At 49.2% G+C, this 19,037-nt stretch carries 11 protein-coding genes; all 11 read right to left on the bottom strand.

Annotated features, from left to right (window positions below; translation table 11 throughout):
- Positions 1-18: 18 nt before the first annotated feature.
- The gene (locus tag ABEW73_RS29105) at positions 19-969 is read right to left on the bottom strand and encodes a carbohydrate ABC transporter permease (protein WP_430171648.1); all 951 of its coding nucleotides are present in this window, start codon (positions 967-969) and stop codon (positions 19-21) included.
- Positions 970-1,434: 465 nt separating this feature from the next.
- Positions 1,435-3,108, bottom strand: coding sequence for a ribonuclease J (locus ABEW73_RS29100; RefSeq protein WP_430171649.1), 1,674 nt, complete (start codon positions 3,106-3,108; stop codon positions 1,435-1,437).
- A gap of 208 nt (positions 3,109-3,316) precedes the next feature.
- The gene (locus tag ABEW73_RS29095; RefSeq protein WP_430171651.1) at positions 3,317-4,000 is read right to left on the bottom strand and encodes a DUF554 domain-containing protein; all 684 of its coding nucleotides are present in this window, start codon (positions 3,998-4,000) and stop codon (positions 3,317-3,319) included.
- Between the two features lie 69 nt (positions 4,001-4,069).
- Positions 4,070-4,885: a MerR family transcriptional regulator gene (locus tag ABEW73_RS29090; RefSeq protein ID WP_430171653.1), complete on the bottom strand. Its 816-nt coding sequence runs from the start codon at positions 4,883-4,885 to the stop codon at positions 4,070-4,072.
- Between the two features lie 181 nt (positions 4,886-5,066).
- Positions 5,067-6,668, bottom strand: coding sequence for an S-layer protein (locus ABEW73_RS29085; RefSeq protein WP_430171654.1), 1,602 nt, complete (start codon positions 6,666-6,668; stop codon positions 5,067-5,069).
- Between the two features lie 266 nt (positions 6,669-6,934).
- A complete protein-coding gene (locus ABEW73_RS29080; RefSeq protein ID WP_430171656.1) occupies positions 6,935-10,150 on the bottom strand; it encodes a glycosyl hydrolase in 3,216 nt (1,071 codons plus the stop codon).
- A gap of 18 nt (positions 10,151-10,168) precedes the next feature.
- The gene (locus ABEW73_RS29075) at positions 10,169-12,181 is read right to left on the bottom strand and encodes a glutaminase domain-containing protein (protein ID WP_430171657.1); all 2,013 of its coding nucleotides are present in this window, start codon (positions 12,179-12,181) and stop codon (positions 10,169-10,171) included.
- Between the two features lie 169 nt (positions 12,182-12,350).
- Positions 12,351-14,009, bottom strand: a complete 1,659-nt coding sequence (locus ABEW73_RS29070; protein ID WP_430171659.1) for an extracellular solute-binding protein — start codon at positions 14,007-14,009, stop codon at positions 12,351-12,353.
- Between the two features lie 72 nt (positions 14,010-14,081).
- The gene (locus ABEW73_RS29065) at positions 14,082-14,978 is read right to left on the bottom strand and encodes a carbohydrate ABC transporter permease (protein WP_098744571.1); all 897 of its coding nucleotides are present in this window, start codon (positions 14,976-14,978) and stop codon (positions 14,082-14,084) included.
- 12 nt (positions 14,979-14,990) lie between these two features.
- Positions 14,991-15,917: an ABC transporter permease gene (locus ABEW73_RS29060; RefSeq protein ID WP_098744568.1), complete on the bottom strand. Its 927-nt coding sequence runs from the start codon at positions 15,915-15,917 to the stop codon at positions 14,991-14,993.
- A gap of 47 nt (positions 15,918-15,964) precedes the next feature.
- The gene (locus ABEW73_RS29055; protein ID WP_430171661.1) at positions 15,965-19,027 is read right to left on the bottom strand and encodes an alpha-mannosidase; all 3,063 of its coding nucleotides are present in this window, start codon (positions 19,025-19,027) and stop codon (positions 15,965-15,967) included.
- Positions 19,028-19,037 lie beyond the last annotated feature (10 nt).

Genomic DNA, 19,037 nt, shown 5'->3' with positions numbered 1-19,037 from the left:
GAAAAATGGATAGTGGCATTAGTCCAAACTGTCTTTGCGGCGGTTGAGCAGCATGAGGAACACGGTTAGGATGAGGATGATGACGAATAACAGATAGGATACGGCCGTAGCCAGCCCCATCTGCGAAGAGAGGAACGCATTTCGGTAAATATACAGCACCACGGTCATCAAGCTTCCCCCAGGATTACCTGCGGTTCCGCCGATTAACCATACATCCGTAAACCGTTTCATTCCGCCGATGGTTCCCATGATGAGCATGAACACAAAGATCGGACGCAAGTATGGAATCGTAATGTACCACCATTTCCGGTAGGTGCCGGCCCCATCCACCTCTGCAGCTTCATAGAGATCCCGCGGAACGCTTTGCAAACCAGCTAGAAAAATAATTGTGTTATACCCAAGCGCGCCCCACAAGCTCATGAGCACAATACTGTACCGCGCGACTTCAGGGTTCGTGAACCAGCCGACAGGATCGATGCCAAACAAACCAATGACAAAGTTGATCAGCCCTTCCTTGGACGGAAAAAACAAGAAGGAGAACAACAGGCTTGTAGCAACGCCGGATACGACATTGGGCAGAAAATAGACCGCTTTGAAAAAATTGCGTCCCAGATGCCATTTCAGATTATTAATCAGGCTCGCCAGAATAAACGATAGTGCGATTCCTAGCAGTACAGACCAAATCCCCATGACGAACGTATTTGTAAGCGCTTGCCAAAATAAGGAATCCTCTAATGCGTAACGGTAGTTGCTCAGGCCCACCCAACTGCCGGATAAATTGAGCCCGGATGTCTGATGAAAACTCATAAACAGTGCGGCGAACATGGGATAGATGGCAAATACGATGACTCCGATAATCAGAGGGGCGCTGAATAGATAGCCCATCCAGTCGTTGCGCGTAAATCTGAACTTTCGTTTAGCCCATTTTCCATGTTCCGCAGTCCATTTCCCTTCTGGGGTGGATGACAAACCGATCCTCCTCCTTTCGTTAATAACCGGACCCATTCCGGTGATCGGACAAGACGTTCATGTCCATTCTGTAAATGGTTATGTGGACGAATCCGGATTATGTGTTATTCTTTTTTTCACAGACGTGAATGGAAGAACAACTCCTTCTGCGATTGCTTATCGGCAGTGTATGCAGCTACCTCCATCCGGGTGTATGCCCACTAGATCGAACGATGTTTCGAATATCACTGAAAAAAGCACAACCTATTATTTTAGGCTGTGCTTTTCATATTTCGAGCGGTTTATAGTGCGTGTTCAAAAAGGTCGATTTTCAGCACCGAGAAGGTTGGATGAAGCTAGGGACATCAGGAGCGGAGCGTACGTTTGGGTACGTGAGCACCGGAAGGCCCGGCTGAATTCAAGATTCGATGCCGAGCTGCTTCCTGATTCGCTTCGTGATCAAAAGCGGACTTTTTGAACAACCTCTTATACTTCGATAATGATTGGAAGAATCATCGGCCTTCTCTTAGTCTCGCTGTATATGAATTTGCCGACATGATCTTTCAAGGTTTGCTTGATCAGATTCCATTGGGTGGCCCCGGTTTCAGTTAAATCCTTCATGGAAGACATAACGATATCGTGGATTTGACCCATGAATTCCTCCGAATCTTTCACGAAGATGAAACCTCTGGATATGAGCTCGGGTTTGGCCACCATCTGCTTCTCCGTTTTGCTGAGCGTAGTTACGATAATGAGCATCCCGTCGGAGGATAGCTGCCTGCGGTCCCGCAAAACGATGTTGCCCACGTTCCCGATCATCAATCCGTCCACCAGGCTGTTTCCTGAAGGAATTTTCGGACCTAAGGAGGCCATACCCTGCTGGATTTGTATCGTATCGCCATTCTGAATGATGAATACATTTTCATTGGGGATCCCCACGGAATCCGCCAGTTGACGATGCTGATACAGCATTCGGAATTCACCATGAACCGGAATCAAATAGTCCGGTTTCATCAAGGTGAGCATTAATTTCAATTCTTCTTGGCTGCCATGCCCGGATACGTGCATCCCTGTTGCTGAACCGGAACCATAGATGACCTGGGCACCCAGCACATACAAATTATCGATTACATGAGCAAGGTTCCGTTCATTTCCCGGTATGGCTCCTGCTGCAATGATGACAGTATCGCCAGGCAAAATCTCGATATGGGGATGCTTCGAGCTGGCTAATCGAGATAATGCTGCCATAGGCTCGCCTTGACTCCCCGTGCATAACACGGCGATTTGGTCCGGTGGATACCGCTCGCTGTCGCCTGCATCAATCAGTAAGTCATCGGGGATGTTTAAATAGCCATGCTCCTTGGAAACGGTAACGACATTGACCATGCTGCGGCCGAGCAGAATCAGTTTTCGCCCTGTTTCCGCGGCGGCATCGATGATCTGCTGAACGCGGTTCACGTTGGAAGCAAATGTAGAGATGAATACCTGCTGTTTTGCCTGCGCGAATGCTTCCAGGATATGTCCGCCAACCAGACGCTCTGAAGGCGTAAATCCCGGTCTCTCGGCGTTTGTGCTTTCGGACAGTAACACCTTAACCCCCCGCTTGCCGATATCAGCCATTCGATGCAGATCCGGATAAGGCCCTTTTACAGGAGACATGTCAAATTTAAAATCCCCCGTATGAACAACATTACCTTCCGGGGTTTGAAAGACAATACCCACGCAGTCCGGAATGCTGTGGCTGGTCGAAAAAAAAGAAGCATGGATGGCGCCCGCTTGAATGGTGGAATTCGCGTCGATCGTGTGAAGCTCGGAATCACGCAGAATGCGATGCTCTTTCAGCTTGATTTTAATCAGCTCAATCGTGAGTTTCGTCCCATACACAGGGATTGGGAGCTGCTTCAGTAAATAGGGTATCCCTCCAATATGGTCCTCATGTCCATGGGTGACGATAAGAGCTCTGACTTGATCCGCATGGTCCAGCAAATAGGTGAAGTCAGGCACAATCAAATCGATGCCGGGCAGGTTTTCGTCAGGGAATTTGGAGCCGCAATCAATGACCACGATATCTTGATCGTACTGAATGAAGTACATGTTTTTTCCAATTTCATTAACGCCGCCTAGCGCTGCGACCAGCAGTTTAGGTTCAGCTATATTCATACGATGAAGCCTCCTTCTCTCTAACCACCGAGTCCAATTCTTAGATGCTGTCGGTCTCCTATATTATTGAAATTGTCACAAAACTTATGCACCAAGGTAAACAATGGCTTATTCAGCGTGGGTCGCATGGTATAACAGCAAAAAACCCGCCATCCGTAGGCGGGTTTTCCTTGTATCCAGATATGCTCGTATGAATCCCTGCTTCATATTAAAAACCGAGCAGATTTTTAACCGTAATGAATACGACTGGGACCAACAGCGCTGGCGTGAGATTCATGGTTTTGAAGTTCCGAATGCCCAAAATGTTTAAGCCTGAAGCAAATATCAAAATGGCGCCAATCACAGATATTTCGGTTAACAGCTCCGTCGTGATCAAGCTAGAGGCTGCTCCGGCCATAACGTACAATAACCCTTGCCAGCAAAATGTGGCTACGGCTGATAGAACGATCCCTATGCCAAAGGTTGAAGCCAGTACGATCGACGTCACGCCATCCAGGATGGCATTGGTGAACAGATAGGTATGATTATTGTTCAAAGCACTCTCGATCGGTCCGATAATGGACAGTGTTCCAATACAGAACAACAGAATAGCCGTAGTTAGTCCTTCAGCCAAATTTCCCTTGGTAAACCTCGACACCGCTTTTTTAAATCCCTGCTCCAGATTCAGCTTCTCCCCGATCAGCCCGCCTATGGCAAGACTTACGATGAATAAGACGGGATAATGGCTCTCCGGCATATACTTCACGATCGAATGCACACCAAGTGCCATGACGGCCAAACCCATCGCCTGCATCAGGATGTCCTGATAGGCTTCGCTCATCCCCTTTTTAAATACATTTCCAATCGTGCTGCCTACAACAATGGTTGTTACATTTACAATGGTTCCTATCACAGTCGTTCTCTCCTACTAATATGTTTTGATACAAAGAATAAACCCTCCAGCAGCTGGAGGGTCAATCCATTATGTAGCTAGCATTTGAATTTCGGTTACGAATTGAGAGGGATCTCCGGTAAGCCCATAGTCAATGTACGTGATCTCTAACGCATCTTCGATCAGGGTGTAACCTTTTTCCTCGATATAATCCAGGAGCTTTCTGTAATAAGGCGCTGCATCTTCGTGTGTCCCTGCAAACCGAATCGAAGTATAGGTGCCTTTCGGCCATATCTTCTCTTCGACTTCGGAGCTGCTATGCTCACTTTCCTGTTCCACAATGACAAAAATGGAGTCGTATTCATCAAATTTGGCTTGCATTAAACGATCGATCGAGATCGATAATCCTACTTTGCCCAGGAAAATGGTGGACTTCATCTTCGTGCTATTCTCCAATAATCGGATCGGCATATCCAGATTGTCGCTTTTATGTATTTTCTGTTTCAGCAAAACCATCACTCTCTCGGGAAGCTCCACTTCCCGAATTTTGTAGAGCTCTTCCTTATTCGAGGCATCTTCAATCTGATCAATTCGGCTTTTGATCTTCGCCTGGATTCTTTGATATTCCTCAATTTTCTCTTCGGTTCTGCGCTGCTGCTCCTTGAGCAGGGTTAGTATATGTTCAATCTCCCGATCATCCAGAAAAAGCTTAATGTCTTTTAAAGGAATGCCAAGCGCCTTGAGATACAGAATGGTGTTCAGCTGCTCGAATTGATCGACCGAATAATAACGGTAACTTGTCAGATGATCCACGGATGCCGGTTTAAATAAATCAATATCGTCGTAATACCGGAGGGTGCGGATATCGATCTGAAACAGCTTGGATATTTCTCCGATCGTAAACATATCATCTCTCCTCTCCTTAATAGACTATACCCCTCGTTCAATTTGTTCAATTAAATGATAGGTTATGCAGCAAAAAACAATCCATGTGATCCGCTATATGACATGCATCATTATACTACGTGTGAAAAAACAAAGACTGCCGAACAATCGGCAGTCTTCTGAATAGAGTGCGAGTCGCATCCTACTGATGCTTCCCCTGTTTGTTAGGATTTTTAACCGGCTTGTCGTCAACGCTGACAAAGATCGGATTAGAATAAAACCACAGGTCGCTATAATTCCGCTTATTTATTTCCGCAAAACGCTGTTCGTTGTCTTCGATGTCTGTTTTTGGATCTATGAGCGGATCGCCATTGCTGGTTTCTCCCGCAACATTTACGTCAAGATTAGTCCCTCTTAATCGGAAATATTGATCCTTCGTCGCTTTCGTTCGATAAGTAATGACGTTGTATCCATCCCGATCGGTTTTCCAATCCTTGCTCGTAAACCGTTTCACCACTTTGGTCGAATCATTGGTACTCTTGCTGTAAGCCGCCGTACCTGGTTGCGCTTTACCCGTTACGTCGCCTGAGATCAAATCGACATGATCTACGGTTACAGAATCACCGTTGTTGTTTTTATTTGGGCTTTTGAATCGGATCGTAATTTCGATGGGGTTCCCTTTTTTCACTTGCAGGTTACTTCCCATCTCGGCCTGCTTGTTCCCGTGACGAACGCGATAATCCAGCGCGTTAATCAAATCACCGTAGACGGAGAACGATTTACCCGTACGCATCCCGTCCAATACGCTCTGCATATCTTTTCCATTCACCCAAGTGTAGTTTTTAGCGTATTGTCCCGGCCAATATCCACTGGAGTATAAACGGTTTTCACTAATCTCAAAATGAGAATCCGAGTTCGCAAAGTTCCAAAATTCGCGTCCTTCACCAAGCAGCGCATCCCATACGCCGCCAACCTTGGCAATCATGAAATCAGCGCCGCCGTAGGTTCTGTTTTCCGGTGTGGTTAAGTTTAGTCCGCCACGGTCCGGTTCCATCTGATTCCCGGGCATACCTTCCATTCCGAATACGACATTCGGCGCGATATTGTTGAAATCCCGTATATCCGCTATGGTGTACACGGTTTTTCTAGAAGGATGGTTGAGCAATGCATAACTGCTGTTTCTATAGTTTTTCTGGAGCCAAGCCAGCGCTGTTCGGGCATCTTCGGGGGTAGTAAAGGCCCGGCTGTCTTGTTTTTTCCAATCGGCGACGTCTTTGGGATCGAACATCGCTTCATCGCGATCGGTGAACAGATACTCGAACTGACGAGCTGCCTTCAGGCTCGATTCTGAACCGAATTTTCCTGCTATAATGCCGATTCCCACATGTTCATATGTAGGCATGTCCCACTCAAAACCTGAGAAGATAATGTTGTTCTTGTATTTCCCTGCTTCTTGAAGCTGCTGGATCTTGGGAATCTGGTACTGAGCCATTCCTTTGGAGAACGGAACAGGTCCGCCAGCAAGGGGATTTCCCTCATCGTCCCGTTTCGAAACTCTAAGATGGTCGGAGACCGCGATCCAATCCAGACCATACTTTTGAAAACCGTTATCCAGCAATTCCTGTAAGGATTGACTGGCATCATCGGATTGATACGTATGCGCATGATACTCTCCTGTCATCCATTTGCCGTTTCCTTCCGGCTTAAACCTAGCTCCATCTTCCTTTGCATGAACCATCATACCTTGCGAAAGAATGGACAAGCTGAGCGCCAAAACCACGATGGTTTTCTTCTTTAGCTGCACTTCATGGCACCTCCGAGTTGATATCGTTCGTAAAACTTCTTAAGTGTAAGCCTTCATGATTAGGAGAATGTTATCGTAAATCGTTGATTGTGTAAGAATGGAGCTTCCGATCCTGTATGTTTCTCAGAAAATAGATCCCTCTTTCCAAACTCGAAATTTGCAAGTTCTACGAATTTTGTTTACATATTATATATTATGTAAACTATATAATAAAAATGACCACAACCTGAAATCGGCTGTAGTCATTTTCAGAGAGTCATATAAAATTACATTCTTTTGGATAATGTTCGACGAACCAACTTTACCCTTCCATTCACCCCTGAAGGTAAAGCAGACTTCCCATATAAATTCTCCAGCGTATTGGCTGCACGAATGGTAATGTGATTGGTCCCCTGGCCAACATATGGCGTGATGTTCCAGTGATAAGGCGGCCACAACCGGATGCCTGCCTCCATATCATTCACATATAAAGAAGCTGTCTCCCTAATATCGTCAGCTTCCAGCCATAATTCCTCATCTGGAGCCAAGCTAATTTGGGCCAGATCCACTAGCTGCGAGTATTCTCCCGCTCCCGCATAATTAGGATAACCAGCAGACGCCCAAGAACCAAACATATGTTCCTGACTCGCATTTAGCCTCATCCGATCTTCTATAAGAAAGGGTCCGAGCAGAAATGCAGGGAATGAAATCGCCGGCATCGGCTCCAGCAATGAAACCGTCAAAATCTCAAGTTCGTTCTCGCCTGCCAATAGATGGGTTGTGATATCCACGCTATTATAGTGTTGATCCTGCCAACTAGAGGGCTGCAGCGCATTCTGCCTTACGCCATTCACGAAGATTTCAAGATTGCGCCTGCGCTGCAGGAAGCCGATATGGGATGGGATGTTCTGCTCCACATCGTCCAGAATTAACACCATCTTACGGGATTCGTCGTCATGCGATGGATCTGAATGAATTCGATAACTCGGAGATTGCAATCGTTCAATCAATTCCTGCGTCATGGTAAACGTTGTGCGATACGTGTTCACTTGTCCAGGCATCGTTGCGTTCATCCTGGACTTTCTGTCATTCAGCGTGACCTGCCATTGGTCTAGTAATAAAACATTAGGTTCAAGTGTCTGGAAACGCCACATATCTTCAAGAACGATGACATCCTTGGATTTTCGATCCGCATCGAACACTTGTTCCATTTCGCCATTTGGGCTCTCCTCAGGTACAACAAAGAGAACTCGCAGCTCTCCAGGTGCATAGGTAAGAATGGAATCGCTGGCTATCTGGCGTATTTTCCCGCATTCTAAGGCCCATTCTTCGATTCGGTGATTCGCCCCACTTGCTTCAAGTTTCATGGAAACGGGCTTTTCTGACCAGTTCATCAGCCACACGTATACCCGATCTCCGAACACACGTTCTATACTAATCAAATCCTCATGTTGTCCTTCGATCAACTTCCATCGTAAAACAGGAGTTTTCCTTAATAACCCGCTTATACGTTCACACAACGAATCCAATGGATCATCAAGAGCCGTATGCTCCAGGGAATAAAACAGACTATAGCCTTTGCCAACGGGGCGTAATGCCCCGTGCTGCGGGGTCGAACCAAATAGCGCATGGACATGTTTCGCCAATTCCGGATCATGATGCAAAGACTCGCTATGTCGCGGTATCGCTCCTACGGCAACGAGAGTGCCGCCTTGCATAACATACGAAACGAGCTGTGCGGCAACGTCCTTCGACATGACCTCAATCTCGGGCATCACCAATACCGAATATACGTTCCCATCCTCGTTAAATCGCACCCCTTCCCCATCAATAAGAGTGGCTTCGCGAAGCTGACATTCGTCTACATAGTCGTAATCAATGGAGCTGCGAAGCATACGATCCGACAGGAGCGAGAACAGAGCATCGGAAGCGGGATGTCTATTCGATTGACCGGATACGAACATATTTTCGTATACCGTATGGATAGGAGACAGCAGAAGAACCTCCGGTGTACGTTTACCGCTCGCGCCAAGCAGACTCAGTCGTCCGAGATAATCGGCAAAAGCACGATAATGCGGCCAATGAGGCGCATGCTTGAATTCCGTCGGCGGGAAATCGGTCTTCCGATACCCGGCAAACGAATAATAGAACGCATGCGGGATGAACAGGTTAACGCCCAGGAATGCCATGAAATTCGCATCCAGTCGCCGTTGACGCATGGAATAACCGTGACCGCTTGCGCCAAACGATTCGCAGATCACCCGCTCCTTGCCGTTCAGTTGGGCAACAGAAGCTGCTGTCTTCACTGACACGATCCGATGCGGATTCTCCTTCGTGCCGATTCCGGGCGTTAAATAATCCACGCCTGCGTAGTGAAACTGCTGCAGCACCCGGGTCTGATTGCCTTGCGATCTAGCCTGTCCCCAGACTGGCTCTTCGAGTGTATGACCGATGTACAGCAGACCATGCCCTTCGCACCATGAACGGATCGCATGATGATAGCCCTCAACATACCAGCGCGTAATCGTATCATAATATTGCTGTTTCGTTGTCCGGCTGCCATCAGCCATGTTATATAATAATGCGCCTAACCGCGGGATGAGATCATAACCGTTCTCTTCCTGATACCGCTGTGCCATGCCCTGCGTCCAAGCGAAGACCGTGCCCGGCAAGGTGTCGTCCACATTCTGAACGGTCGTGCGGATCGCTTCCACCCCGAAAAAACCGTCGTGGATCATGAGCCCGGGTTCGTCGGTGAAAACGCCCTGAATCGTTGCGCCATAATATTTCCGCAAGGACAGAAACGGCTCATAGGACATTCGAATAAAAGCCTGGACGGCTTCCGGATTCAACGTGTCCAAGTAGTACCCTTTGGCAAACGTGATCCCTTCCGCGATCTCGCAGGACCAGCAGGCCAGTACGATATAAGAATCGTCCGTAGTCGGCAACCAATCTTCTCCCCATGCATGCGTGAGATCCTTGGGTTCATCACAGAGCAGCCATTCCCCGTCCTGCCGGTCAGCGCGATAAGCCAGAATGGCAATAAGCTCATTGTGATCATAGCGCGCAAAGTCCAGCTTCAAGCCTTCTTGCTGTTCGCCTTGAATGTATCTTTTCTCTTCAACCCTTAGGTATCGCATGCGATATTTCGGATGCTGGCGGGTCAGCTTGCCGCCCAGCGTTCCGCTTGGCCAATTGTCCTCATCGTACAGCCAGACGACCATATTGCGTTTCTCGCACTCCAGGGTACAGAACTCCAACGCTTCCATAAATGCCGGCGACAGATAAGAGGTCTGCATCCCATGACGCGCATGCAGAACAACACCGCCGACACCCGCTTCATACATCGATTGTATCTGGCTTTCCAGCTCCGGCTTCGTGAGCTCATGATTCAGGAACCAGAACGGCTGCGGGCGATACGTGGCATCCGGATTCTCGAATTGTTGCTTCAGCTGTGTTAGATCCTTATAGACCAGTTCTTCCTGAGCAGTATCGTTATTCACAAGGCATCACCTGTCTTATCACGAATTTAATTCAGACCGGGACATAAGCAATTGGATGAAAAATCCACCGACTACGGAGCGGTTCTGGAAATTCATCTGCTTGCCGCTAATCGTGTCATACCAATCGGTCACCGGAACGCGAGCGGAGGTTTCATTCATGAAATCCCATAAGGGTGCAATCATGGCTTCAAACTGGGATCGCGTGGCGCTCATGGAAGCACACCATACGAGCCAATCCGCTTTTGTATACGTATCGCGGCTATCCAGCGGAAGGCCATAACGATTCTGTTTCTGCTTATAATATTCCAGCTCTAGGGCAGCAACTTCTTTTGGAAACAGGTTTAATTCCAGCAGGCGATCCCATACCAGATTGTATTTCATGCTCCAGGTATCGTTGGCGCTGTCGAACGTAAGCTTATAATGGTCACCTGCATCGGCCATGGACATCCACTCATTCGCCATATTTCGTGCGGCTGCAAGATAAGAGGCTCCTTCCTGCAAGCCCAACTGGTCGCAGATGAACGAATACGCGGCAATACCTAGGATCGCTTTAATGGATAAATTCGCATTATGCGCCAAATGTCCGGCGAAGTCATCGGTGCACAGCTGATTTTCCGGATCGAGTCCATGCTGCAGTAAATACCCCGCCCATTTCGTAAGAGGTTCCCAGTGTTCCCGGGCAAAATCTGTATTCCCCTCATACTTGCATATCGCGGCAGCCATCAAAAGCATATTGCCGCATTCCTCAATCGGCATCTGGTCCTCCAGCTTGTTCTCTCCATACACCTGACCATTGGCTTTAGGGTACGTTCCAACGTCATGAGGCGCAAAATCGAACGGCCAATCAGGGCTCATGGCATACTTATAAATCGGACGCATCATACCCTTAACCAGTTCAGGATTGTATCTTAAGAACAACGGAATCGACGGGTAACTGACATCGACCGTAGCGATACATCCGTTACTGAAGTTCTCTTTGGAGAAAAATAAAACATTTCCCGCTTCATCGGCAACCAATTTATGCGCGGCAATCGCCTGCCGATACGTCAATGCCAAGATATCCCGGTATTGTTCGCCGCCTGCGGCAAGGCTCTCTGCCATTAGCTCGCGATTGAAGCTCTTGCATAACTGCATGATGTCTTCATATTGCGCAGCTGACTGCAACAGCATGTCATGGAACGTCAATCCGTTTCGCTTCCAGTAAGCATCCAGCGGCTGGTTGAAGTATTCGATTGCATGAATATCGTCATATGCAAGCATCAGATACTCGGATACCCATTCTTCCCGCACCGGACCCAGATCGATTTCGGTGGCCATAACGGGGATTTGATCGGATACGGCCGTCGGCTTCTCCTGATCATCTTCCGGCGGTAATTGACCGGTTTGTACATATAACTCGCGGCTTGGTGAAGCATGAATCACCGTCTGGATCCGTTCCGTACGAGGAACCGCCAGAACCATATATCCCCAATCGATTCGGGTATCGTCTCCGGCACGCTGCAGGATGGGCTGTTCAACAGTACCCATCGACATCATATTCAGTCGTCCATCGATTACGCGATGCTCCCAGGTCACTTGCTGTTCCGGTGTATGCACGCACCACTCGCCTGTAACATCGAAGTAGATCTTAACATGATGTTCACGCCCATCCATCGAACGAACCTGAACCGTCACATAGGTTACGGGCCGAGAAAGCAGATCAAGATCATCCAGTAATAAAGGCGTGGTGAACTCCACTTGGAGCTCAATGCCTTCCCCTTGAAACGTATAACGGGTGGTTACCGGCTCAACTGTGAGATCGGTTTGCTCAAGCGCTTCAGGCTCAGGTCGTTCTGACGGCTCCTGCGTGATAACTTTTCCCATGAATCGTCGTGGCACGCCATCAATGATGGCTAGTCCCGTCATGCCTTGAATCTTGTTCGTCCAATGTCGGGTATGATCATCGTAGAGATGATCCGCAGCCGACCATACGCTGAAATAGGGATCTACGGTGACCAGCGGTACGGATGGAGGTCTGAATTTTGTTGTCATCTGACTTCAACTCCTTCATGTCTTATTAATTCTTGATAATACCTTCCATATCCTTGCGGTTGGGAAACTTTAGAACTAAAGCAAGGAGAGCACAAAAGGCTCCGCCCCTTGGTGGCCAAGGGACTGCGAAGCCTTTCGTATTACCGTGCTCCCTTGATGATGAAAGTCATCAGTTCGGCATCTGAACGGTCACCACGTCTTTCCCCTTCAGATTTTCGTTCGTGAACTGCATCGCTTTCTCATATCCGGTCTTGCGGAGCTGTTCGCGTAGTTCATTAATAATGCTCATCGCCGCTTCATCCGATTTGGCGAATACCGCTTCCTTCCACGCATCCCCCATTCGATCCATCGAAGGCTTCAGCATTTCCCATTCCGGCGCTTTCGTGATGACATCGCCAGGGTTGTATGCCGTAATGACTTGAATGCCGTTTGGACGGAGGATTTTGCGAGCGTTCTCCATCGCGTCCAGCCTTTCTTGTTCCGCCCAAATGTCTCCTCCCGCAACGGAATTGATGCGGTCAAGGCCCGTCAGTGATTCCAGTCCGATGCTGATGCCTTCGTTCTTGCGCAGCTTCATGTTGGTGTCCGTGCTGAATTTGTCAAACCATTCCTGGTTGGCAACCGGCTTGCCGTCTTTCATGTCCCAGTGAACGCCCTGAACGCCATATCTGGCCAGCATGAAGCCTTCGTCCGAGGCCATGAAGTCGAGGAACTTCAGCGCTTCGTCAACGCAAGCGCCTTTGCAGTTCTTCGTGATCGCCGTCACATTGTTGCCCTGAATACCGAGATCAACCGGCCTGTCCGGCTCGACGTCAGCGCGCTCCAATGGGCCTAGAGGAATGTACTCGCTGCCAGGATGCGAAGTGGTATACTCCTTGGAGGAATCCAGAATGGCCGGATAGTGCGCGGCGAGGATCGCGATGCGGCCTTGGTTGATTTTTTCCTTGGCGATCGGGTCTGTCTGGGTAAAGGTTTCCGGGTCCAGCAGCCCTTCTTCAACCAGCTTTCGATAGAACAGGGTGTATTCTTCATAGCCTTTCGTAAAAAAGTCACGCTCAACGGTTCCATCGCCTTTGTCTACATAGCTTGCACCCGAGTAGAACATGGTGTTGCCGATGCCAACGGCCCAGCCGTTACTGAAACCGCCCAGCGGAAAGACCGGCTGGCCGTTCTCCTGCAGATTGGCATCCTTGATTTTTTTGAGGAAGTTATAGAAATCGTCCTTCGTGACAACGGATTGCGGATCGACGCCAACTTTCTCGGCGATGTCCTTGCGCACGTAGAAGCCATAGAGCCAATCCATGCCGTCTTCGTTTGTGGCCGGCTGATTTTGCAGCAGCAAATATTTTTTGCCGTCGTAAGCGTCAATCGCTTTTTCATATAATGCTGGCGGCACATTTTCTTCCGCTATGGATTTGGACAGATTCGGGTAATCTTTCAGCTTGTCCGATATATCCACCAATTGTCCCTCTTTGGCAGCCTTAATGATGCCATCCAATTCTCCGCCCCAGGCTGGCCCCGTATAAATATCCGGCAAATCCTGCGTGGCGAAGATCTGGTTTACCTTCTCCGTCTCACTGCCTTTCGTATATTCCCATTCGAGAGTAACGCCGGTTTTCTCCTTGATGACTTCCTCTACGGGCGTTATGGCATCGGAACCGTTTGAACCATTCCAATTGTGTAAAATTTTTAACTTGTATGAATTCTCTCCTTCTGCACCTTCTCCGTTATCTCCGTTCCCTGATGAATTCGTGCAGCTGATCAGCAAACCTCCAACCATGATGGACACGAGCAATGCGGATACGCCTTTCGACCAAATCCTCTTCAAACCTATCGCCTCCTGGAATATGGATATCAATGATCTTGGTAAAGCTTTGGACAAATTCCGGGTCAGGATGACCTAACCTTTAACCGAACCGATCATAACCCCCTTTACGAAATATCGTTGCAGGAACGGATAAATGCACAGGATCGGAAAGACCGTAATGACAAGCAAGGCCATCCGGAGTGATTCCGGAGTAGCACCGGCGCCGCTGGTTCCGCCAATCGTCTGCCCGCCCTGCTGCGCGGCTCGCTGCATCGAATTGGACAGTGCCTCAGCTTCCGTCAGCATTTCTTGCAAGAGGGTCTGCACCGGGATCAAGTCTTTGTTGGATACGTAGTAAGCACCAGAGAACCAATCATTCCAATGGGCCACCCCGATGAACAGGGAGATGGTGGCAAGCACCGGGCCCGAAAGCGGCAGGATGATCCGCACGAAGATTTGAAAATCGCCGTACCCGTCAATGCGGGCAGACTCCTCCAATTCCTCCGGTATGCCTTGCAGAAAGGTCCGGATAATCACGATGTGCATGAAATTGAACAGCATCGGCAGAACGTACACCCAGAAGCTGTTGATCAGATGCAGTTTCTGCAGCGTGATGAAGAACGGAATAAACCCGGCACTGAAAATCGTCGGCAAAAAGATGTAAAAGGTGAAAAAAGAGCGGCCCGGCAATGTCTTTTTGGAAAGCGCATAGGCCATGAGCGTACTCAGCACGACATGAAGGAATGTCCCCAGCACGGTGCGCATGAGCGTAATTTGGTACGCCTTCCAGATGCGGGCATTATCGAATACCTGCGCGTAGTTCTCCAGCGTGAATTTACGGGGCAAAAAATAGATCGCCCCCATCATCGAATCCTTCCCGTCGTTGAGGGAATACGCCAAAATGTAAATAAAGGGATAAATCATGGAAAATCCGATGATGGCGAGAACGGTGTAATTGAACACCGAGAATAAAGACCATTTACGTTTCATAACGTCACCTCCTTAGAACAGGGATACATCACTGACTTTGCGGGCGATGCGATTCACGGTCAGAACCAGAATGAGCCCGATGATGCTTTGGAATAGCCCGACCGCAGCGGCGTAACTGAGACGTCCTTCCCGGATACCGGAATTGATGGCATGTACGTCCAGTACGCTGCCCATGCTGGCAGTTGCAGGTCCATTCAGGAGAAGGAGCTGTTCATACCCGGCGCTCATCAGATTCCCTACGGCGAGAATAAATAAGATGATGGCGACATTGCGGATACCTGGAAGTGTCACATGCCACATCTGCTTGAAACGGCCTGCGCCATCTATCTTGGCAGCTTCGTAAAGCTGTTGATCGATACCCGCAATGGCGGCCATGAAGATAATCGAATTCCAGCCGATATTCTTCCAGATGTCAGACCCGACAATCATCTGATAGAACCAGGTAGGGTTGTTCAGGAACTGAATCGATTCAGCTCCAAATGACCCCAGCAAGTCATTGACCGGACCGCCATATGGAGTCAGTAAACGCTGCATGAGTGTGACAACCACAATCCAGGATACGAAATAAGGCAAATAAGAAAGGGTCTGAATCGTCTTCTTGAATTTCATCTTCCGCACTTCATTTAACAGAAGCGCAAGCACGATCGGCATCGGAAATCCGATCAGCAGCTTCATGAGACTAATGATGACTGTGTTGCGAATGATGTCACCAGACTGATAGTAATTGAAGAATTGTTCAAAGTACTTGAATCCTGCCCAGGGACTGCCGGTGAATCCGCCAACGAAGGTATAGTCCCGGAAAGCAACTTGAATTCCGTATAAGGGCACGTAAGAGAATAGAAAAAACCAGACGATGCCTGGCAGCATGAACAAGTAAAAGAGCTTGTGCTGCCAGATTCGTTTCATGAACCGGTTGTTTGTTAATCGTGACTTGCTCACATTCCCACCTCTCCTTTCAGTGGGGCGGATTTGCCGCCCCGGTTATACTAGTGCAATTTCAAACGCAGCGTGATGATTTCAAACGGTGTGAAGGATAATGCAATCTTGTTGGATGTTTTATCAATCGGCAGTGCTGTAAGGATGGATTCCATCAGATCCGTAGTCCAGGCTTCGGCCACTTCAAATCCAAAATGGAGTGTCGTGTTGGCATGTGTTCCCGAAGTTTCATACAGACGAACGATGATGTCGTCGCCATCCTCGGCTTTCTTGACGGATTCCACCATAATGTTCGCATGATCCGGTCTCAGGAATGCTTGGGATGACGGGAGCTTTCCTATCTCTTGATTAGGCAAGGAAACCGTACGAAGCGGGATATTCAGCTCATTGCCTCGTCGATAGATTCCGGCTTGCACATGGTTCCCTTGATGCGGATATAACGAATATGTGAATCGGTGCTCCGCGCGGTCCGCATCCGGATCCGGATAAGAGCTGCTGCGGAGCAAATGCAGATCCAGCACGTTATGGATCGCCCGATGGCCATATTTGCAATCATTGAGCAGTGCGACACCATAATCCGGCTCCGATAAGTCAACCCATTGATGAGCGCAAATCTCGTCCTTCGCAAAATCCCACATCGTATTGCGGTGGGTCGGTCTGCTCAAGCTGCCGAACTGGATTTCGCAACGAACCTGATCCGTACGTATATTGAGCGGGAACGAGGTTCTAAGCATCTTGCCGTTCTCTCTCCAATCGACGGCCGTCTCGAAATCAATGCGCCGGCTTCCCTCCGTCAGCACAACGGTCTGAGTCAGCGTAGATTCGCCATAACCGTATTCGAAAACCAACCCGATTCGCGGCCCGTCCCGCAGTTCCTGAACATGAAGAAGATTTAACAGCTTGCCTGGATTCGCTGAATAGTCATGACGGAAATCCCATGCATCTCCGTCGTCATGATACACGCGCAGATCGTTACCCATTTGGCCTTGCTGAATGACTTCCCGAGCTTCCGCCTTATCAAGGATCGATAGAATGCCTCCAATTTGATCAAATTTAACGATCAATTTGTCGTTCTCCAGGCTTCGTTCCAAGACGGTAACGTCTAATCTCGCTTTCGGTGTTTCTGCAAGCATTTCAATGCCTGACGCCACTTCATCTTCGGCTCCAGAATCAGCAACGTTCGGTATAACGGTGTAGCCCATCGATGGAACCAACACGTTATGCCATTGTCCATTCGCCCGCAGCCACTCCCGACGTTCCCAAGGCAATGAATTGAAAACGACAGTTCCGGAAGAGGCTTCGGCATCGTGTGAAATGTGGTCTGCCAGATAGCGATAGGTCTCGGCAATCATGGCTTCCGTTTGGGATAGCAGCTTTTCATACTGCACAAGCGACTCATCGTACACCCGTTTAATGGAAGAGCCCGGAAGAATGTCGTGGAACTGATACAGCAGGACCTCCTTCCAGATCGCCTCCAGCGCCTCGCATGGGTATGTCTTACCTAACCGGGCAGCCAGCACGGAAGCAAACTCCAGCTCGCGCAGCGCTTTCTCCATCTTCCGGTTGTACCGCTTGCTTCGCGCCTGACTGGTCAGGGTGCCTTGATGCTTTTCCAGATAAAGCTCACCGCGCCATGTCTGGAACGTCTCGCGTTCCTCATTCAATCGCTCAAAGAACTTCCACGAGGGCTCCTGTACGACAGGGGACAGACCAAGCAGGTTCTTCTCGCGTGCCAGCCGCTCCAAATGCTCTTCGCCAGGCCCCCCACCGCCGTCTCCAATGCCGAAGAGCATCAGGGCATGGCTGGATACATTTTTATCTAAATATTCCCGCTCCGCTTTGGCGATGGAACGAGGGGCTGCCGGGCTGTTGTATGTATCTTCAGGCGGCATATGCGTTAATACAGTGGAGCCATCAATCCCCTCCCACAGAAAGGAATGGTGAGGGTGCCGGTTATACTCGCTCCAGGAAAGCTTCTGGGTCATCATATAATCCACGCCCGACTTCTTGAGCAGCTGCGGCAGGCTTGCGGAGTAACCGAATACGTCCGGCATCCAGAGCGATTTCATCTCCAAATCGAATTCCTGCTGAAAATATCGCTTGCCGTACAGGATCTGGCGTACCAGGGATTCGCCGCCCGGCACATTGGTATCCGACTCCACCCACATGGCCCCTTGCGGTTCCCATCTGCCTTCACGTACCCGCTCCTTGATCTGTTCATATAACGCGGGATAATGCTGCTTCATCCAGTCGTATAGCTGGGGCTGGCTTGCGCCGAATACATACTCGGGATAGCGTTCCATCATGCGAAGCGCGGTTGAGAACGTCCTGGCGCCTTTTCGGATCGTTTCACGGATCGGCCACAACCAGGCCAAATCGATATGCGCATGACCCACCGCACTGATCGTTAAGACCGGATCGCCCCCCTGCAAGCTTAATGGTTTATCCAATTGCTTCTTCGCTTGATTGACTAGTTCCGGCGAGAAATCCGTAAGCTGCAATGAAACGTCATAGAGCGCCTGATAGATTCTTTCTTTGCGCGCGGTTCCGGCATGGAGCTGCTCGGCAGCTTCCAAGAGCACTTCGACATCGTAATAGAGACTGCGAATATCTTCCCGGCAGATCGCGATGACAGCCTCTTTCAAGGTGCCTCCCTGATATTTGCCAAAGAGATCGTTATTGCCTGCATCTGCCCATACTTCAATGTCAGATCCGCTCAGGTACATATCATGAAGCCGGACAACACGCTTACCGGGGAGTCCTAACGAGAAATCGAATTCCGAATTCACGGTAGTCAATCCCTGGACCGGAGATCCTTCCGAGTCTACCAGACACAACTCGCCGTTGATGTCGAGTAAGAGAACGACGTCTTCCTTACGGCTATTATCCGGAATGCTCCCGGTAAATCGGAACCAGGCACAGTCCCATAGGCTTCCCCATCGTTCTCCATGGACAAGCGTCATTTTCGTGCCCGTCATTCGATCCTTGTACGATACGGGCTCGGGTGTAACCCATGCCGTCACTTCCAACTCGGCAACCGGCTCATATATCGCTTCCCGAAGATGGTTTAACATTTGTTGTAACCGTTCCGGCCTTATCGGTTCGTATGGCATGATGATTTGC

Origin of the sequence: Paenibacillus lautus, assembly GCF_050482385.1 — a bacterium.
GTDB lineage: Bacteria > Bacillota > Bacilli > Paenibacillales > Paenibacillaceae > Paenibacillus_AQ > Paenibacillus_AQ lautus_B.
The sequence above is the reverse complement of the archived record's forward strand: the minus strand, read 5'-3'. Positions and strand labels throughout refer to the sequence as shown.